Source organism: Rhizobium sp. CB3060, assembly GCF_025200735.1.
Taxonomy (GTDB): Bacteria; Pseudomonadota; Alphaproteobacteria; order Rhizobiales; family Rhizobiaceae; genus Rhizobium.
Genome location: NZ_CP104158.1, coordinates 1,887,016 through 1,904,438 on the forward strand (window position 1 = coordinate 1,887,016; position 17,423 = coordinate 1,904,438).

Genomic DNA, 17,423 nt, shown 5'->3' on the forward strand with positions numbered 1-17,423 from the left:
TCTTCATAGGTTGCAACCGCGATCAGATGCCGCAACCCCTCGCATTGTTAGCGCGTTTAGCTAGTCTGCCCAGCATGAAGATTTTGATTCTTGGCGCAACTGGTTTCATCGGCTCTGTAATCGCGGCGCGATTGCGCAAGGACGGGCATATGATCACCGGTCTTGCCCGTAATCCTGGCCGGGCGCGGATAAAACACCCTTCGATTACCTGGATCAAAGCCGATCTGGCCAAGATGACCAATCCATCAGACTGGCATGCCGTGCTGAACGACCATCAGCTCGTCATCAACTGCGCCGGCGCCCTTCAGGACGGGCCTTCCGATGATCTCGCCGCCACGCAGGAAAAGGCAATGCTGGCGCTCTATGCCGCAGCAGCACAATCGGCAATCGAGCTCGTCGTGCAGATTTCCGCCCGCACGGAAGGTGGAGGCCAAGAGCAGCCGTTCCTGGCGACAAAGCGCAATGCCGACAAGGCGCTGGCGGCAAGTGGTCTCAACCACATTATTCTGAGGCCAGCGCTCGTCCTTGGCCGCAACGCCCATGGCGGTACGGCATTGCTGCGCGCGCTTGCGGCCATACCTTTTGTCCTGCCTCTCACCCATGCGCAAAGCCCGGTCGAGACGGTCTCGGTCGATGATGTCGCCGCGATCGTCTCGGCGGCGGTTGCCGGCGAATTCGAATCCGGCGCCGACATCGATCTTGCTGCCGGCGAAGCATTGACACTGCGCGAACTCGTCATCCTTCATCGAAACTGGCTCGGCCTGCCGCCGACACGGGTCATGCCGATACCGGCCGGCTTGGCAAAGGTGGTAAGCTCGGCGGCCGACATCGCCGGCAGGTTTGGATGGCGCTCGCCGCTCCGGTCGACTGCGATGGCGGTGATGTCCGAAGGAGTTCTCAGCCGAAGGAATGCGGGGCACCTCCCAACTCAACGTTTGGCGACGGCCATCGAAACGCTGAATGCCAATCCCTCCGGCGTTCAGGATTTGTGGTTTGCCCGCCTCTACCTGTTAAAGCCGTTGATGATCGGCGGGCTGGCGCTCTTCTGGATGCTGTCGGGCATCATTCCGATGCTAGCCCCGACAGCGGCAAGCCGGCACTTCCTACCCTTCATGCCGGACGGCATGGCAATGGCTTTGACGCTGACTACCTGTCTGCTTGACATAGCCCTTGGCGCCTTTGTCCTTGTGCGGCCCTTTGCGCGATCGGCCTTGTTCGGAATGCTCGCCGTCACGCTCGGCTATCTTGCCGGCGGCACGTTGCTCGAACCGTCGCTTTGGTTCGATCCACTCGGGCCATTTGTCAAAGCACTGCCGGCGATCCTCCTGACGCTTGCCACATTTGCGGTATTGGAGGAGCGCTGATGCTGACAGAGGAGCTTCTTCGGCTTGTTCATGTCGTCGGCGCCACAGTGCTTTTCGGCACCGGTGCGGGTATCGCCTTCTTCATGGTCATGGCGCATCGTACCGGCGACCCCAAGCTGATCGCACATGTCGCCGCAACGGTCGTCATCGCCGATACCATCTTTACGGCAACGGCCGTCGTCTTTCAGCCGGTGACCGGCTATCTGCTCGCACAATCGATCGGCTGGCCGCTCGAAGAAGGATGGATCGCCCTGTCCTTACTGCTCTATGTGCTGACCGGAGTTTTCTGGCTGCCGGTGGTTTGGATACAAATCCGCCTGCGCGATCTCGCCCGAAGGGCATCCGCGACCGGAACGCCGCTGCCGGCAGCCTATCACCGTCTTTATCGCATCTGGTTTGCTTGCGGCTTCCCCGCCTTTTTCGCGGTCATCAGCATTCTTTGGCTGATGCTCAACAAGCCATCCATATCGCTACTTTAGCATCGGCCAGAGGCTGAGCACCAGCAGGACCGCCATGGTGATGTTGAACCATTTGAGGCGAACGGGGTCCGAAAGCCAGTCGCGCAGGGCCGAGCCGAAACCGGCCCAGGTCGAAACGCTGGGAACATTGACCGCCGCAAAGGCAAGGCCGACGAGTAATACGCTGATCAAATAGAGCTGCGGATTGGTGTAGGTCGCCATGGCCGTGACAGCCATGACCCAGGCCTTGGGATTGACCCACTGAAAGGCGGCAGCGCTCAGGAAACTCATCGGCTCCACGCCGCTTTCCTTCTCGCTGAGGCTGCGTGACGTCGCAATTTTCCAGGCGATCCAGACGAGATAGGCTCCACCGGCGAATTTCAGGGCAGTGTAGAGCAGCGGTACGGTATGCAGCAATGCCCCAAGCCCCAGCCCGACGCCCAGCAGCAACGACAGAAAGCCGGCGCCGATGCCGAGCATGTGCGGGATCGTGCGACGAAAACCGAAATTCACGCCCGATGCGAACAGCATCATATTGTTAGGTCCGGGCGTGATCGATGTCGTGAACGCAAACAACAGAAGAGCCAAAAATGTATCCGGCGCCATAAAGCCTCCCCGGACGCAGCTCTCTTGGTCAACGGAAGCGTCCATTCCTCGCGATGCGCGTCTGTCACAGCGGCGCCGCGCAACCCTAATTCGCCTTGGAATCGAATGCCATGAGATGATTGTCACGGTGACATGAATGGCCTCGATTGAAATCCCGATGAATGCACTTATCCTTCGCTTCTCAAGCAGCGAGGACAGGCCATGCGCGACCCCATTCCTACCGTCACCCTTCCCTCCGGCATCACGGTTCCCGCTCTTGGCCAGGGGACATGGAACATGGGCGAAACGATCGCTCGGGCTGAGGACGAGATCGCCAGCCTAAAGGCCGGGCTTGATCTCGGCATGACGCTGATCGACACCGCCGAAATGTATGGCGACGGCGGCGCGGAGGAAATCGTCGGCAAGGCGATCAAGGGGCAGCGCGACAAGGTATTCATCGTCAGCAAGGTCTATCCCATGAACGCGAGTCGCAAGGGCGCGATCGAGGCATGCGAACGCAGCCTGAAACGGATGAAAATCGACCGCATCGACCTCTATCTGCTGCATTGGCGCGGAGAGTATCCGCTGGCTGAAACAGTGGCGGCCTTCGAAGCCCTGAAAGCCGCAGGCAAGATCGGCGCCTGGGGTGTCTCGAACTTCGATGTTGACGACATGGAGGAACTGCTGGCCGTTCCCGATGGCGGCAATGTCGCCGCCAATCAAGTGCTCTACAATCTCGGCCGACGCGGCATCGAATATGATCTGCTGCCGTGGTGCCAGGAGCGCAACATTCCGATCATGGCCTATTCGCCGATCGAGCAGGGCCGCCTCGCCCATCATCCGGACCTGATCCACATCGCGAAGACCTATCAGGCAACGCCGGCTCAGGTGGCGCTTGCCTTTCTGCTGGAGCGCGACGGCGTGATCGCCATTCCCAAGACCTCCAATCCGCAACGGGTTGCGGAAAACCGCGACGCCGTCTCGCTCGACATCACCGACGAGGATTGGGCCACCCTCGACGCCGCCTTTCCGCCACCGGCGCGAAAGAAGCCGCTGGAGATGCTCTAATTGCGGGCCTCCGCGCGCTGCTGCGTGACGATCAGCTCGATTGCCTGGAAAACATCGATCTGCCGCCAGTCGGCCGGATCGCGATAGGTCGGATAAAGCGAAAAGGCAGCCGCGGCGATCTGGTCGACGGTACACCGCCTTGTTCGTCTGTCGGCAAGGACTGCTTTCGTGTAGACGCCGAATTGATCTTCCGTCACACCCCATCCGGCATAAAACGGCGCGGCATAGCAGCGTACCGGAATGCCGCGCAGCAGCGCGTCGAAGCCGAACTGGCTGGAGACCGTCCAGACCTCATCCACAACGTCCAGGACCGATGCTACCGACACCGCATCGTTGAGTAATATCCCGTCGCTCTTGCCGGCAATTTCTGTAGTCAGATATCCCTTGCGGTGGCCGGCCATGACATCCGGATGCGTCCGGATCACGCACTGCGCGCCGCTGGCCTGCGCATCGGCAAGCATCCGTTCGAACGAGGCGCGTGAACCGAGTGCCTTGCCAATGGAGATATCGCCGACGACCTGATCGACCAGCAGGATACGGCGTTTCGTTGTCCGCTCGATCGTGGGCGCCTTGTGCGGCAGATGATTGTATTTGGAGAGCTTGTTCCGAACGATCTGTTCGCGGATTGCCTTGCCAAGTTCGCCAATCTGCACCCCATCAGCCCCTTGGATCAGCCGCTCGAGACGCGACGGCCGGTTCGCATCCACCGGCAGACCGAGATCATCGACGACGATGGAGAGCGGCACTGCGCCAGCCTTTCCAAGGCCGACCGAGCGCAGAAAACCGTCTTCAAGGTTCCAATTCGGCAATCCCCGCAACCGCGAGATCGCCGCTGCCGTCTTTGCCGGCATGCGCCCGCCCCAGGATACGATACCACCGATGGCCGGCGAGAGGGTCGACGCGATCTTCTGCGACCCGAAATACTGGCCAAGCCAGGGGAAAGCCTGCCGCACATAGAAGGTAGCGCCGAGACGCATTCCTGCCGGAGGATGCCAGCTTTTCTCGCCGATATCGGGCGTATACTTTTCGGTCGAAAGCCCCAATTATGCCACCTGCGTAAGTTGGGGCCTACCTTGCACGCCCAAGCGCCGCGCAAGCTACGCGACGCCGATAAGCCGGTCAACGACAGGCGTTCTTCACATTCCCTGCGGGCCGCGGTTCATCGCGGCGATGCCGGTGCGGCAGACTTCGATCAGGCCGAGCGGCTTGATGATGGCGATGAACTGATCGATCTTCGAGGACTTGCCGGTGATTTCGAGAATGAAATGCTCGACGGTCGCGTCCACCACCTTGGCATGGAAGGCATCGGCCAGCCGCAGCGTTTCAGCGCGGGTCTCGCCGCTTCCGATCACCTTCAGCAGCGCCACTTCGCGCTCGATCGGCCGCTCCTGGCCGAGATCGCGGGCGCGTACCGTCAGGTCGACGACACGATGGACCGGCACAATGCGCTCAAGCTGCGCCTTGATCTGCTCCAGCACCTGCGGCGTGCCGCGCGTGACGATGGTGATGCGCGACAGATGCGCCTGATGCTCGGTCTCGGAAACGGTAAGGCTTTCGATGTTGTAACCCCGGCCGGAGAAGAGGCCGATGACGCGGGCGAGAACGCCGGGCTCGTTGTCGACCAGCACCGAAAGCGTATGGCTCTCGGAAGCCGCGGTTTCCGGCGAGATGAAATAGGCGGAGCCCGTGGGTTGAAGGTGTGCGGTCATTGTCCTTGTTCCGTTTCCTCGGTTCTTATGGTCAGGATGCCAGCTCGATCCTGATTTGAATGGTGATTGGTCCAGCGGCCGGGGGACACGGCAAGCCTACCGTGTCCCGGCTTTCCGATCAAACGAGCTGCCGGCCCTTGGCGTCGATGGCGTTGGCGACGGCCTCGTCGGTGGCTTCGTCCGGCAGCAGCATCTCGTTATGTGCCTTGCCCGAGGGAATCATCGGGAAGCAGTTGGCGAGATTGGCAACTCGGCAATCGAAAATAACGGGCTTCTTGACGTCGATCATTTCCTGGATCGCGGCATCGAGATCGCCGGGCTTTTCGCAGCGCAGGCCGACGGCACCGTAGGCTTCCGCCAGCTTGACGAAATCGGGCATCGCCTCTGTATAGGAGTGCGACAGGCGGTTGCCGTGCAGCAACTGCTGCCATTGGCGCACCATGCCCATATATTGGTTGTTCAGGATGAAGATCTTGATCGGCGCATCGTGCTGGATGGCCGCCGACATTTCCTGAATGCACATCTGGATCGAGGCATCGCCGGCAATATCGATGACCAGGCTTTCCGGATGGGCGATCTGTACGCCAAGGGCAGCCGGCAGGCCGTAACCCATGGTGCCGAGGCCGCCGGAGGTCATCCAGCGGTTCGGTTGCTCGAAGCCATAGAACTGTGCCGCCCACATCTGGTGCTGGCCGACTTCGGTGGTGATGTAGGTGTCGCGATCCTTGGTCAGCTCATAGAGACGCTGGATCGCATATTGCGGCATGATGACATCGTCGTGCGGCTTGTAGGCGAAGGAATTGCGCGCACGCCAGCGTGTGATATTCGCCCACCAATCGCCGAGGCGATCTGCTGCCGGCTTATGCGGCAGTGCGCGCCACAGGCGAACCATATCTTCCAGAACATTGCCGACATCGCCAAGGATGCCGATATCGACGCGAACGTTCTTGTTGATCGACGACGGATCGATGTCGATGTGGATCTTCTTCGAATTCGGCGAAAAGGCGTTCAGACGGCCGGTAATGCGGTCGTCGAAACGCGCGCCGATACAGACCATGACGTCGCAATCATGCATCGCCATGTTGGCTTCGTAGGAACCATGCATGCCGAGCATTCCGAGCCAGTTCTTGCCGGATGCCGGATAGGCACCGAGGCCCATCAGCGTGGAAGTGATCGGGAAGCCCGTCAGCTCGACGAGTTCGCGCAACAGCTTCGAGGCTTCCGGACCGGAATTGACGACGCCGCCACCGGAATAGATGATCGGCCGGCGCGCGCTCGCCATCAGCTCGATAGCCTGCGTGATCCTGTTGAGATCGCCCTGAACCTTGGGCTGGTAGCTCTTCTGGACATCATGCGCTTCCGGCGGTGTATAAGTGCCGGTGGCGAACTGAACATCCTTCGGAATGTCGACGACGACGGGACCCGGACGGCCGGACTGGGCGATGCGGAAAGCTTCGTGGATGACCGCGGCGAGCTTGTTGACATCCTTGACCAGCCAATTGTGCTTGGTGCAGGGACGCGTAATGCCGACCGTGTCGCATTCCTGGAACGCGTCCGAGCCGATCAGTGACGTGGGAACCTGGCCGCTCAGGCAAACCAGCGGGATCGAATCCATCAAGGCGTCCTGCAGCGGCGTGACGGCATTCGTCGCGCCCGGACCGGAGGTGACCAGCATGACGCCGACTTTGCCGGTCGAGCGGGCATAACCTTCCGCCGCATGGCCTGCGCCCTGCTCATGGCGCACGAGGATATGCTGGATATCGTCCTGTTGGAAAATTTCGTCATAGATCGGCAAAACCGCGCCGCCCGGATAACCGAAGATGTGTTCGACGCCATTGTCCTTGAGCGCCTGCAACACGATCTCCGCGCCTGTCATCTGATTGCCGCTCGTCTGATTATCTTTGCCGGTCATACGTTTGTTCCGCTATCTGCTGAGGGTTTGGAAAGTGAAATCTCGATTTCGGGCATAAAAAAAGGCTCCTGTGGAGCCTGTCGTCTAGCGCATGGGTGGCTATCGCCGGATGGTTACACCATCCTGCCCATGCGCTTTCCCACCACGATAAGAGCCGTCGAGTTTTTCATGGGCGGAATTGATAGACAGAAAATTTCCAAGCGTCAACGCATTCAGCAATAAAAAATCGCGACCTTTACCGATCCTCTTAAAATGTCGAGCGGCGCTAAGGGTTTTGTTAAGCCACCTTCCTTATGTTCCATGTCTTAACGCTGGGAGTAGCCGTTTGCTCAATAATGATTTGCAGACGTCCGGCAAAGCTGGGGACCTTGATCGCCGCGACAATCTGAAGCCGGGAAATCGCTTCCTCGGCCGTGTCGTCGCGTGCACCGGTTCCAGGGCAACCATCGCCGCAGTCGCCGAGGATGGCGGTACCGATCTGACCGAGCTTTGGTCCGTCGGCAAACTGATCTCGATCAGCGTAGGCTCCAATCGCGTCGCAGCTCTCGTCTACGCCATGAACACCGGCAATACCGGCTGGGGCGAAGGACAGGACAATCTTTTCCGCATCGAAGTGGAATTGCTGGGCGAAGTCCGCGTCGGATCAAACGGCCGCGAGGAGTTTTCCAGCGGCATTTCCGCCTATCCCCATCTCGGCGCCATCGCTCACCGTATCCGCGCAGCCGATCTCATGCGCATTTTCGATGCCGGCAAGGACAGCAGTTGCGTCATCGGCAAGCTGACGCAGGATGAAAGCATCGACGCCGCCATTCATATCCCTTCGATGCTGGCCAAGCATTTCGCCGTGGTCGGCTCCACCGGCGTCGGCAAATCGACCGCTGTCTCCTTGCTGCTGCACAAGGCAATCGTCTCCGATCCCAAACTGCGCGTGCTGATCCTCGATCCGCACAACGAATTCGCCGCCGCCTTTCCCAAGCATTCTGTCGTCGTCGATACGGATACGCTCGACCTGCCCTTCTGGCTGATGCGGCTCGACGAGTTTGCCGAGGTTGTCTTCCGGGGCCGGCCGCCGATCCCCGACGAACTGGATATGCTGCGCGATATTATTCCCGAAGCGAAGCGCGCCTTTCGCGGCAGTGACTCGCCGCTGATGCGCCGTCAGACGGAAAAAAGCTCGGTGACAGCAGATACACCGGTTCCCTATCGCATGGCCGATCTGCTGGCCCTGATCGACGAGCGCATCGGCCGCCTCGAAGGCCGGCAGGAAAAACCGCATTTGCGCTCTCTGAAGATGCGCGTCATCTCGGCGATCAACGATCCGCGTTATCATTTCATGTTCTCCAACAATACGATCAGCGACACGATCATGGAGACGATCGCGCAGATCTTTCGTATTCCCGGTGATGACAAGCCGATCTGTACCTTCCAGCTCGCCGGCATTCCCTCCGAAGTAGTCAATTCCGTCGCCTCCGTTCTCTGCCGCATGGCCTTCGAGCTTGCGCTTTGGAGCGAAGGGGCGATCCATATGCTGGTCGTCTGCGAAGAAGCGCATCGCTATATCCCCGCCGACCCGAACCTCGGCTTCTTCCCAACGCGGCAGGCGATTGCCCGCATCGCCAAGGAGGGCCGCAAATACGGTGTGTCGCTCGGCATCATCACCCAGCGTCCGGGCGAACTTGATCAGACGATCCTGTCGCAATGCTCGACGCTGTTCGCCATGCGCCTCGCAAACGATCGCGACCAGGACATCATACGGTCGGCAATCCCGAACTCCTCAATTTCGACGACGAGCTTCCTGTCTTCGATCGGCAACGGCGAAGCCATCGCCTTCGGCGAAGCCATTGCAGTCCCCATGCGCATGCGCTTTTCCCGCGTCGAAGAAAACCTACTGCCGAAGGCCAGCGGTAGCATCGCAAGAACGAGCGAGGAATCACCCGATACCGTCGACTTGCGCACCATCGTCGGCCGCATGCGCTCGATCTCCGGTCCCGACATCTCTGCCTTTCAGCAGAGCTATAAGGCCTCAAGCGAGCCGGCCGCTTATATGGACGAGGACATTGGCGATGACGATTTCGATCAGCCTGCCGCAATATCCGAGCCCCAGCCGGTGCGAATTGATCCGCCACCGATAGAGCCTTATCGGCCCGACATGCTGCCGCGCGCCACGGCGGCTTCGGCTTTTAGCGCAGCTCCCCAGACGTCGATCGATAGCAGACTTGCCGAGCTGCGCCGAGAGTTCCGAGGCGGCGACAACACAAGCAGTCCATCCCCTTCGGAGAAGGAGCCCGCTCCGTCTGTGCGGCGCGAAGGCGGCCTCTCGTTGCGCGACAGTATCCTGAAGAAGCCGCTGAGCAGCCTCTATAACAAGGACTGACGCGGACTACGGACTAATCCGCTCCCAGCTTTCATTCATCTGATTGCGAAACCAGGTCATCTGCCGCTTGGCATATTGCCGCGTCGCGGCAGCACCGGTTTCAAGAACCTCCTCACGCGTCATCTCGCCGCGTAGCATCGCAGCAATCTGCGTGACGCCGATCGCCTTCATGACGGGCATCTCGTCCGGCAGTTTCAATGCCAGCAAGGCCCGCACCTCATCTTCAGCACCCATGGCGAGCATCTTTTCGAAACGGCCGTTGATGCGCTGATGCAAGACCGCGCGATCCGGCAGCACGATGATCTTTCGCGCACGATCGGCATCGACGATAACGGGACCGGTCTTGCCCTGAAAAGCGGCGATGGATTGTCCCGTCGCCTCGATCACTTCCAGGGCACGCACGATGCGCTGGCCATCCTGAGGATTGAGACTTTCCGCTACGGCTGGATCGCGAATAACAAGCTCCCGATGCAGCGCCTCGGCTCCCTCCATCAACAACCGCTCCCGCAGGTGGTTGCGAATCTCCGCGGGGATCTCGGGCATGTCGGAAAGCCCGCCGGTCAGAGCCTTGAAATAGAGCCCGGTGCCGCCGACAAAAACGGGCAGCCGTTTCTCATCGCGCAATTGCGCCACCAACGCGGCAGCCTCGCGCAGCCAGGCGCCGGTGGAATAGGCTTGCCTTGCCGGCACATGGCCATAAAGATGATGAGGAATGCCTTGCATCTCCGCTTCGGATGGCCGAGCCGTCAGCACGCGCAATGTGTCGTAGACCTGCATGCTGTCGGCATTGACGACCACGCCGTCATGCGCGCGCGCCAATTCCACGGCAAGCGCGGACTTGCCGCTGGCGGTCGGCCCGGTTATCAGGATCGCGTCGATATCGCTTATAAGGTTTCTGCTCATGGCCTTCGTTGCCACGCTTATTGCCAATCCGTCAAACCCCGTTCTCGTTCCGGCAATCGCCGAGCCGGCGGCGGACGCCGTCAAGGCGCTGGGACTTTATTGGCTGGCTGACGGCATCGCCTGCGATATTGCGCTGCGCGACGACGCCGACCTGCGGGCAGCGGAAGCCAACATTCTCGCCATCATTGCCGGAGCGCCGATCGATCTGGTCATCCAGGAAGCAGAGACGCGCCGGAAGAAATTGCTGATCGCCGACATGGACTCCACCATGATTGGCCAGGAATGCATCGACGAACTGGCCGCCGAAGTCGGATTGAAGGAAAAGGTCGCCGACATCACCGCGCGCGCCATGAATGGTGAGATCGCCTTCGAGCCGGCTTTGCGTGAGCGCGTGGCCCTGCTGAAGGGCCTGCCGCTGTCCGTCGTTGATGACGTCATCGCCAAACGCATCACCCTCACTCCCGGCGGGGCGGAACTGATCGCCACCATGAAAGCCAAGGGCTATTACAGCGCCCTCGTCTCCGGTGGCTTCACCCTCTTTACGAGCCGCATCGCGGCCACCTTGGATTTCGACGAGAACCACGCCAACATCCTGCTGGAAGACAACGGCGTGCTGACCGGCCTTGTCGCCGAACCCATTCTCGGCATGCAAGCCAAGGTCGACGCACTCAACACTATTGCCGAAAAGCTCGGCATCTCCACCGATGACGCGATTGCCGTCGGCGACGGCGCCAACGATCTCGGCATGCTGCAACTCGCCGGCTCCGGTGTCGCCCTGCACGCCAAACCGACCGTGGCTGCCCAGGCCAAGATGCGCATCGACCACGGCGACCTGACCGCCCTGCTCTACATCCAGGGCTACCGGAAAACGGATTTCATCAAACCATAGAACGGCGCAATCGCCGGGATCGGGGCTCAGATGATCATCACCGAAACCGACCGACTCATCATCCGGAACTGGCGCGAGGCGGATCGCGAACTCGCCTACGAGATCAACTCCGACGAGGCCGTCATGGAGTTCTTTCCATTCCGCCGCAATCGTGAGGAAGCCAACGCCTTTTTCGAGCGCGTCCAATCCATGATCGCTGAGACCGGGCTTGGCTTCTATGCCCTGGAGCTCAAGGCAAGTGGTGAGGCGCTTGGCTTTTGTGGACTGGCACAGACAAACCATCTGGAACCGTTTGTACCAGCAGGTACCGTCGAGATCGGCTGGCGGCTTGCGGCGCGATATTGGGGCAAGGGATTTGTCAGCGAGGCGGCGCGGGCATTGCTTGCCCACGGCTTCGAAACGCTTGATTTCGACCAGATCGTATCCTTCGCGGTTCATAATAATATCCGCTCGACATCGGTAATGGAGCGGATCGGCATGCATCGGGTCGAAGGCGGGGATTTCGACCACCCCGGCGTTCCCGATACCTACCCTCACCTGCAGCGTCACGTGCTCTATCGCCTCACCGCAGCCGAGTGGCGCGCCCTGCAATGACGATCATCGAGACGCCGCGGTTCATCCTGCGCCCGTGCCGGGAAAGCGACCGCGAACTCTTCTATGAACTGAGTTCCGATCCCGATGTCCTCGAATTCTTTCCCTTCCGCCGCAGCCGTGAAGACGCTGATGCCGTCTTCGACATGATCAGCGGACAGACGCCGGAAGACGGTTTCGATCTTCTCGTGCTGACGTTGAAGCAGAGCGGCAAGCCGATCGGCCTCAGCGGACTTTCAGGGCCGAAACTTGAACCGTTCCTTCCCGAAAACGCCGTCGAAATCGGCTGGCGACTTTCAGCAGGGAATTGGCGTCAGGGCTATGCTAGCGAGGCAGGCGCGGCCCTGTTGCGCCATGGTTTCGAGACGCTGAAACTCGATGAAATCGTGTCCATCGCCGTGCACAATAATCACCGCGCCTTGGCCGTCATGCAAAGGATTGGCATGCGTCCGGATCCGGCCGGCGCGTTCGACCACCCCGATATTCCCGCCACTCATCCGCAATTGAAGCGCCATGCGCTCTATCGCCTCAGCGCTGCAGAATGGCGCCAGCGGCAGATGCAGGCTACGGAACGTTGAAGCAGCCTATTCCAGCGCTACCGCGATGAAACGCAAATCGCCATTCGGAGAGGCGATCATCATCTGTGCATTGCGGCGACCTTCCCGCTTCAACGCTGCGACCTTTTCCGAGGCAGCCGTCGGCGTCTGCACGAATTCCTGCGCCACTTCGACGACGACTTCGCCGGGCTTCAGCCCCTTGTCCGCTGCGGCCGAACCCGGAGTGACCTGGGTGATCACCACGCCGTCGACGCTGTCGGCAATGCCGAAGCTCTTGCGGTTTTCGGCATTGAGGGTCGCAAGCCTCATGCCGAGCACGTCCTGGGTAGCCTGCGGCTGCGGCGCTTGCTGCTGCTGATCGTTGTCCTGGTCCTGGCCGTCCGCTCCCTCATCATCTTCATCCCCCTCGTCGGGATTGATGACGCCGTCGCGACCGCCATGATCATTGGGCGCAAGCTGGGGTGCCTTGTCGCCGCCGCCCTTGTCGCCCTGATTGCTGTCGCCGGCGCTGGCTGCGGCTGCCTGGTCGCTGTCCTCGAGCCGGCCAAGCGTAACCTTGACGGTCTGCTGCTTGCCGTCGCGTATGATGACGACATCGACTTCTTTGCCGACGGGGCTTTCGGCGACAACGCGCGGCAGGTCGCGCATCTCGTCAACATCCTTGCCATCGAACTTCAGGATGACATCGCCGGCCTTGATCGAGCCGTTATCGACCGGTCCGCCCTTGATGACGCCAGCCACCAGCGCGCCTTTGGCGCTGTCGAGCCCGAGGCTGTTGGCAACATCGTCGGTTACCGGCTGGATGCGCACGCCGAGCCAGCCGCGACGGGTTTCGCCGAAATCCATGAGCTGCTTGACGACACCTTCGGCCAGTTCGGACGGCACGGCGAAGCCGATGCCGATCGAGCCGCCGCTCGGCGAAATGATCGCCGTGTTGATGCCGATCACCTCACCCTTCATGTTGAAGAGCGGCCCGCCGGAATTGCCCTTGTTGATCGCCGCATCCGTCTGGATGAAATTATCATAGGGACCGGCATTGATATTGCGGCCACGGGCCGACACGATACCCACGGTCACCGAGCCGCCCAGGCCGAATGGATTGCCGATCGCCATCACCCAGTCGCCGATCCGCATCTTGCTGGAATCGCCGAATTTCACTGCTATCAGCGGATGCTTCGGTTCCACCTTGAGCACGGAAAGATCGGTCTTGGTGTCGGTGCCGATCAACCTCGCCTTCAGCTTGGTGCCGTTCGGGAAGATCGCTTCGATATCGTCGGCGCCCTCGATGACGTGGTTGTTGGTGACGATATAGCCGGATGGATCAATGACGAAGCCGGAACCGAGAGAGCTGACCTTGCGGTTGCTGTTTTCGTTGTTCCGGTTCTTGAAGAAGTCGTTGAAGAATTCCTGGAATGGCGAGTTGTCCGGCACCTTGGGTGTCGCCGGGCCATCGCCCTCATCCTTGACCTTTTGGGAGGTGGAAATGTTGACCACTGCGTCCAGCAGACCGGATGCCAGATCCGCAACCGAAGCCGGGCCGGCATTCATTGCCGGATTGCCCGTGACCGGCGGCGGCGTGTTGGGCACGACGGCTGGATTTTCGGTCGTCGTTGCCGTCGAGCCGCCCATCGGAGCCTGCGCCGGATTGGTCGCCGTGGCTGGGGTCTGGCCGTTGGAGGTCGCGGGCGGCTGCGTGCCGGACACGGCATTGCCGTTGGGTGCGCTGGCAGAGCCCGTGGCTAGAGCCTGACCCGTCTCGCCGGTTGTTGCCGGCGCTGTCGTCCCGGAATTGGCTGGCGCCTGCGTTTCGGTCTTCGTCTCGCCGCTTGGCGCAGCCGACGAACCGGTCGCCGGCGCCGTAGCCGAGCCTGACGCGGGCGCGTCCGTCGCGGAATTGGCGGGAACCTGTGCGCCTGGAGCCGCGCCGCTATTCGGCGTCGTCGTATCCGTCGAAGGCGTCTGTGTCGTCTGCGCATACGCCCGATCGACGCCTGCAAGGGTGGGACCGGTAATCAGCGCCACACTGGCCAGAAGAGCGAACGAACGTCTGAAAGGCAGGCGATTGGTCAAAGCCATCAGGCATCCTCATCGAGAAAGGGAAGTCTTGTATAAGCATCAACATAAGGCGGAATGATGAAGCGTGAAATCACCTTTTTGCGAAATCTCCGAACGTCCATCCGGCCTTTTTATTCAAGGTAAGATTGATGCCATCAAACATAAGACAAGGGGCCGCCGACAGGCAGCCCCTTGGATTTCGTGAGGTTGCCTCACATCATTTCGCAGGCGTCGTCATGGACGGCGCAGCCAGCGCCGGGGCACCCGCTGCAGGAGCCGAACCGACCGAACTATCGAAATACTTGAAGAATTCCGACTGGTTCGGCGGCAGCACCAACGTCTTGCCGCCTGAAGCAAGCGATGTGCGATAGGCGGCCATCGAGCGATAGAACTCGTAGAAGCTCGGATCGCGCGAGGAGGCGTCGGCGAAGATGCCGTTGCGCTCGGCCTCGCCCTGACCGCGCAGGACCTCCGAATCCTTCTGTGCATCCGCCACGATCTCGACCACCTGACGATCGGCAATGGCGCGGCGGCGCTGACCTTCTTCGTTACCTCTGGCGCGGATCAGCTCCGCTTCCGCCAGACGTTCGGCCTTCATGCGGTCGTAGGTCTGCTGCGACACCTCTTGGGTCAGGTCGGTACGGCGGATGCGCACATCCTCGATATTCAGCCCGAGGGACTCTGCATCGCGGTGCAGGTCGTCGCGCACTTCCGTCATCATCGAAGCGCGTTCGTTCGATAGGGCAGCTTCGAAACCGCGCAGACCGTAGACCCGGCGCAGCGATGCATCGAGGCGGGTCCTGAGGCGCGATTCCGCCGCATCGCGATCACCCGACACCGTCTCGCGGAACTTCCGCGCATCGGTGATCCTGTAGACGACAAAAGCATCGACCTCATAGAACTTGCCGCCCGAAACCTGGACACGGATATTGTCCAGATCGAAGCGCAGCTCCTGGTCCTGTATATACTGCACCCGATCGGCATCCATGAAGGCGAAGGGCAGCTTGAAGTAGAGGCCCGGCTCCGTCTTGACGGCACGGATCTGGCCGAAGCGCAGAACGATCGCCTGTTCGCGGGCATTGACCACGAAAACCGAGGAATAAACGATCAGCAGCACCACCGCGAGCGCGATGAGAATGGCTGGCAAACGGCTGGACGTCATTATTTGGCCTCCGGCTGAGGTGCGGTCGCGGGCTTACCCGACTGCGTCGTGGATTGCTTGCCGAGGTCGTTCAGCGGCAGGTAGGGCACGACGCCCTGCTTGTCGTCGATGATGATGCTGTTGGAATTGCCGATAACGGACTCCATGGTTTCGAGGAACAGCCGCTTGCGGGTCACTTCCGGCGCTTTCACGTATTCGTCATAGATGGAGACGAAGCGCTGCGCTTCACCCTGGGCTTCCTTGACGACACGGTCCTTGTAAGCAGCCGCGTCTTCACGGATTTGCGCCGCACGACCACGAGCCTGACCGAGCTTCTGATTGGCGTATTGATTGGCCTCTTGAACTTGCTGGTCTTCGTTCTGCTCGGCGCGCTGCACCTCGTCGAAGGCATCGGCCACTTCGCGCGGCGGCGACACATCCTCGATCGGTATGGCGTTGATGGAAATGCCCGAGCCATATCGGTCCATCGTATCCTGAATGATGTTTCTTACCTCGATCGCGATTTGCTGGCGATTGTCGCGATAGATATCCTGGGCCGGACGGCGGCCAACCACCTCGCGCATGGCGCTTTCGGCAACCTGCTGCAGCGTCTCGTCGGGAGTTTCGAGGTTGAAGAGGTAGGATTGCGGGTTCGTGACTGTGTAGAGCACCGAGAACTGCACGTTGACGATGTTCTGATCGCCCGTCAGCATCAGGCCGGCATTCGAACTCGAGCTCGAACGGCCGCCGATATTGCGCTGCTGTTCGGTAACCTTGACGATCTCGATACGATCCATCGGCCAGAAATGGAAATGCAGGCCGGGCATGGACACTTCCGGGCGCGGCTCGCCAAATCGCAATTCGACGCCGCGCTCGTCCGGCTGAACCGTATAGACGCACTGGATAAGCCAGAAAACGACGATGACCGCCGCGACGATGACAAAGGCGCCGCCGTTGAAGCCGCCGGGGACAAGTCCCTTCAGACGGTCCTGACCACGGCGGATGATGTCTTCAAGATCCGGCGGGCCACCGCTGCCGCTTCCCCGCGGCCGGTTCGGTCCCTGCCCCCAAGGCCCCTGATTGTTTCCGCCGCCACCGGCCGCCGCCGCCATTCTGATTGCTCCAGGGCATCAAAACCTCTTTGTTTGTGGACTCCCAGTATCGCGCAGACTTTGAAATTCGCAGGCGGCGGCGATTGTCTCCCGTTATAGGTATCGGCGCATCTGCTTTCAACGCAACTTCAGGAAGTTCGTCGGATTTATTGGAAAATAGTTGATTTTCGCGGGCAGCTTTTATGCTTTTCGCCTGAAATAGCTGACGAAACGCGTCGGATAATTGTCCTTTTCGCCGGCCGGCACGGCAAGCTCGCTCTCGACCTGCCATAGGGCCGGATCGATCGCCGGAAAGGACGTGTCGCCATCCACCTCGGCTTCCACATGCGTGATCAGCAACCGATCGGCAAGGCCGATCCCCTGCCGGTAGATCTCACCGCCGCCGATGACGCAGATCTCGTCAACTCCGCTCTCTGCCGCAAGGCGGCTCGCAATATCGATGGCTTCGCCGAGCGAATGCGCCATCTGTACGCCTTCGGCGGAAAAACCGGGATCGCGGCTGATCACCACGTTGGGCCTGCCCGGCAGCGGCTTGCCGATGGACTGAAACGTCTTGCGTCCCATGATGACGGGCTTGCCGAGCGTCATGGCCTTGAACCGCTTGAGATCGGACGACAGCCGCCACGGCATATCCCCGTCGCGGCCGATGATGCCGTTGCGCGAGACGGCGACGAGAATGGTTTTTACCGGTTCGGCCATCCCTAC

General features: G+C 60.6%; 15 protein-coding genes and 1 pseudogene. 7 read left to right on the forward strand and 9 right to left on the reverse strand.

The window, feature by feature from the left end:
- The first annotated feature begins 74 nt into the window (after window positions 1-74).
- Both N2601_RS09185 and N2601_RS09190 read left to right on the forward strand, forming a co-directional pair.
- The gene (locus N2601_RS09185; protein ID WP_104823508.1) at window positions 75-1,364 is read left to right on the forward strand and encodes an SDR family oxidoreductase; all 1,290 of its coding nucleotides are present in this window, start codon (window positions 75-77) and stop codon (window positions 1,362-1,364) included.
- Between the two features lie 2 nt (window positions 1,365-1,366).
- Window positions 1,367-1,843: a DUF2269 family protein gene (locus tag N2601_RS09190; protein ID WP_104825131.1), complete on the forward strand. Its 477-nt coding sequence runs from the start codon at window positions 1,367-1,369 to the stop codon at window positions 1,841-1,843.
- Here the strand turns inward: N2601_RS09190 and N2601_RS09195 are convergent.
- On the reverse strand, window positions 1,835-2,428 hold the full coding sequence (locus N2601_RS09195; protein WP_104823509.1) for a LysE family translocator: 594 nt from the start codon (window positions 2,426-2,428) through the stop codon (window positions 1,835-1,837). The two genes, N2601_RS09190 and N2601_RS09195, sit on opposite strands and share 9 nt — an antisense overlap.
- A gap of 201 nt (window positions 2,429-2,629) precedes the next feature.
- On the opposite strand from N2601_RS09195, the gene N2601_RS09200 reads away from it, so the two are divergent.
- Window positions 2,630-3,475 (forward strand): aldo/keto reductase, encoded by an 846-nt coding sequence (locus tag N2601_RS09200; protein ID WP_104823510.1) that lies wholly within the window; start codon window positions 2,630-2,632, stop codon window positions 3,473-3,475.
- On the opposite strand, the gene N2601_RS09205 is transcribed toward N2601_RS09200, so the two are convergent.
- From N2601_RS09205 to N2601_RS09215, 3 genes are all read right to left on the reverse strand, one after another.
- Window positions 3,472-4,452, reverse strand: a complete 981-nt coding sequence (locus tag N2601_RS09205) for a capsular polysaccharide export protein, LipB/KpsS family (RefSeq protein WP_104825132.1) — start codon at window positions 4,450-4,452, stop codon at window positions 3,472-3,474. The genes N2601_RS09200 and N2601_RS09205 overlap by 4 nt on opposite strands.
- 159 nt (window positions 4,453-4,611) lie before the next feature.
- Window positions 4,612-5,184 carry an acetolactate synthase small subunit gene (ilvN, locus tag N2601_RS09210; protein WP_104823511.1) on the reverse strand — a complete coding sequence of 191 codons (573 nt, stop codon included), beginning with the start codon at window positions 5,182-5,184 and terminating at the stop codon, window positions 4,612-4,614.
- A gap of 118 nt (window positions 5,185-5,302) precedes the next feature.
- Window positions 5,303-7,096, reverse strand: coding sequence for an acetolactate synthase 3 large subunit (locus N2601_RS09215; RefSeq protein WP_104823512.1), 1,794 nt, complete (start codon window positions 7,094-7,096; stop codon window positions 5,303-5,305).
- Window positions 7,097-7,421: 325 nt separating this feature from the next.
- Here N2601_RS09215 and N2601_RS09220 point away from each other — a divergent pair, with 325 nt between their 5' ends.
- Entirely contained in the window at window positions 7,422-9,470 is a 2,049-nt protein-coding gene (locus N2601_RS09220) for an ATP-binding protein (protein WP_104823513.1), read from the forward strand.
- A gap of 6 nt (window positions 9,471-9,476) precedes the next feature.
- Here N2601_RS09220 and miaA read toward each other — a convergent pair whose 3' ends face one another.
- Window positions 9,477-10,373, reverse strand: a complete 897-nt coding sequence (gene miaA / locus N2601_RS09225; protein WP_104823514.1) for a tRNA (adenosine(37)-N6)-dimethylallyltransferase MiaA — start codon at window positions 10,371-10,373, stop codon at window positions 9,477-9,479.
- Between miaA and serB the strand changes: the two genes are divergently transcribed.
- Genes serB through N2601_RS09240 form a run of 3 tightly spaced genes read left to right on the forward strand, consistent with a single transcriptional unit; the run spans window position 10,372 to window position 12,431 of the window.
- Window positions 10,372-11,262 carry a phosphoserine phosphatase SerB gene (gene serB / locus N2601_RS09230; RefSeq protein WP_104823515.1) on the forward strand — a complete coding sequence of 297 codons (891 nt, stop codon included), beginning with the start codon at window positions 10,372-10,374 and terminating at the stop codon, window positions 11,260-11,262. The two genes, miaA and serB, sit on opposite strands and share 2 nt — an antisense overlap.
- A 30-nt stretch (window positions 11,263-11,292) precedes the next feature.
- Window positions 11,293-11,856, forward strand: coding sequence for a GNAT family N-acetyltransferase (locus N2601_RS09235; protein ID WP_104823516.1), 564 nt, complete (start codon window positions 11,293-11,295; stop codon window positions 11,854-11,856).
- Window positions 11,853-12,431, forward strand: a complete 579-nt coding sequence (locus tag N2601_RS09240) for a GNAT family N-acetyltransferase (protein WP_104823517.1) — start codon at window positions 11,853-11,855, stop codon at window positions 12,429-12,431. Before N2601_RS09235 ends, N2601_RS09240 begins: the two co-directional genes overlap by 4 nt.
- Window positions 12,432-12,437: 6 nt before the next feature.
- Here the strand turns inward: N2601_RS09240 and N2601_RS09245 are convergent, their stop codons facing one another.
- The 4 genes and pseudogenes from N2601_RS09245 to N2601_RS09260 form a co-directional block, all read right to left on the reverse strand.
- Window positions 12,438-14,486: a DegQ family serine endoprotease gene (locus N2601_RS09245; protein ID WP_245463847.1), complete on the reverse strand. Its 2,049-nt coding sequence runs from the start codon at window positions 14,484-14,486 to the stop codon at window positions 12,438-12,440.
- A 196-nt stretch (window positions 14,487-14,682) separates the two neighbouring features.
- Window positions 14,683-15,627 (reverse strand): protease modulator HflC, encoded by a 945-nt coding sequence (hflC, locus tag N2601_RS09250; RefSeq protein ID WP_104823518.1) that lies wholly within the window; start codon window positions 15,625-15,627, stop codon window positions 14,683-14,685.
- Window positions 15,627-16,737: pseudogene (gene hflK / locus N2601_RS09255) on the reverse strand (FtsH protease activity modulator HflK). Before hflK ends, hflC begins: the two are co-directional and overlap by 1 nt.
- 161 nt (window positions 16,738-16,898) lie before the next feature.
- Window positions 16,899-17,417: a dihydrofolate reductase gene (locus N2601_RS09260; RefSeq protein WP_104823520.1), complete on the reverse strand. Its 519-nt coding sequence runs from the start codon at window positions 17,415-17,417 to the stop codon at window positions 16,899-16,901.
- Window positions 17,418-17,423: the final 6 nt, after the last annotated feature.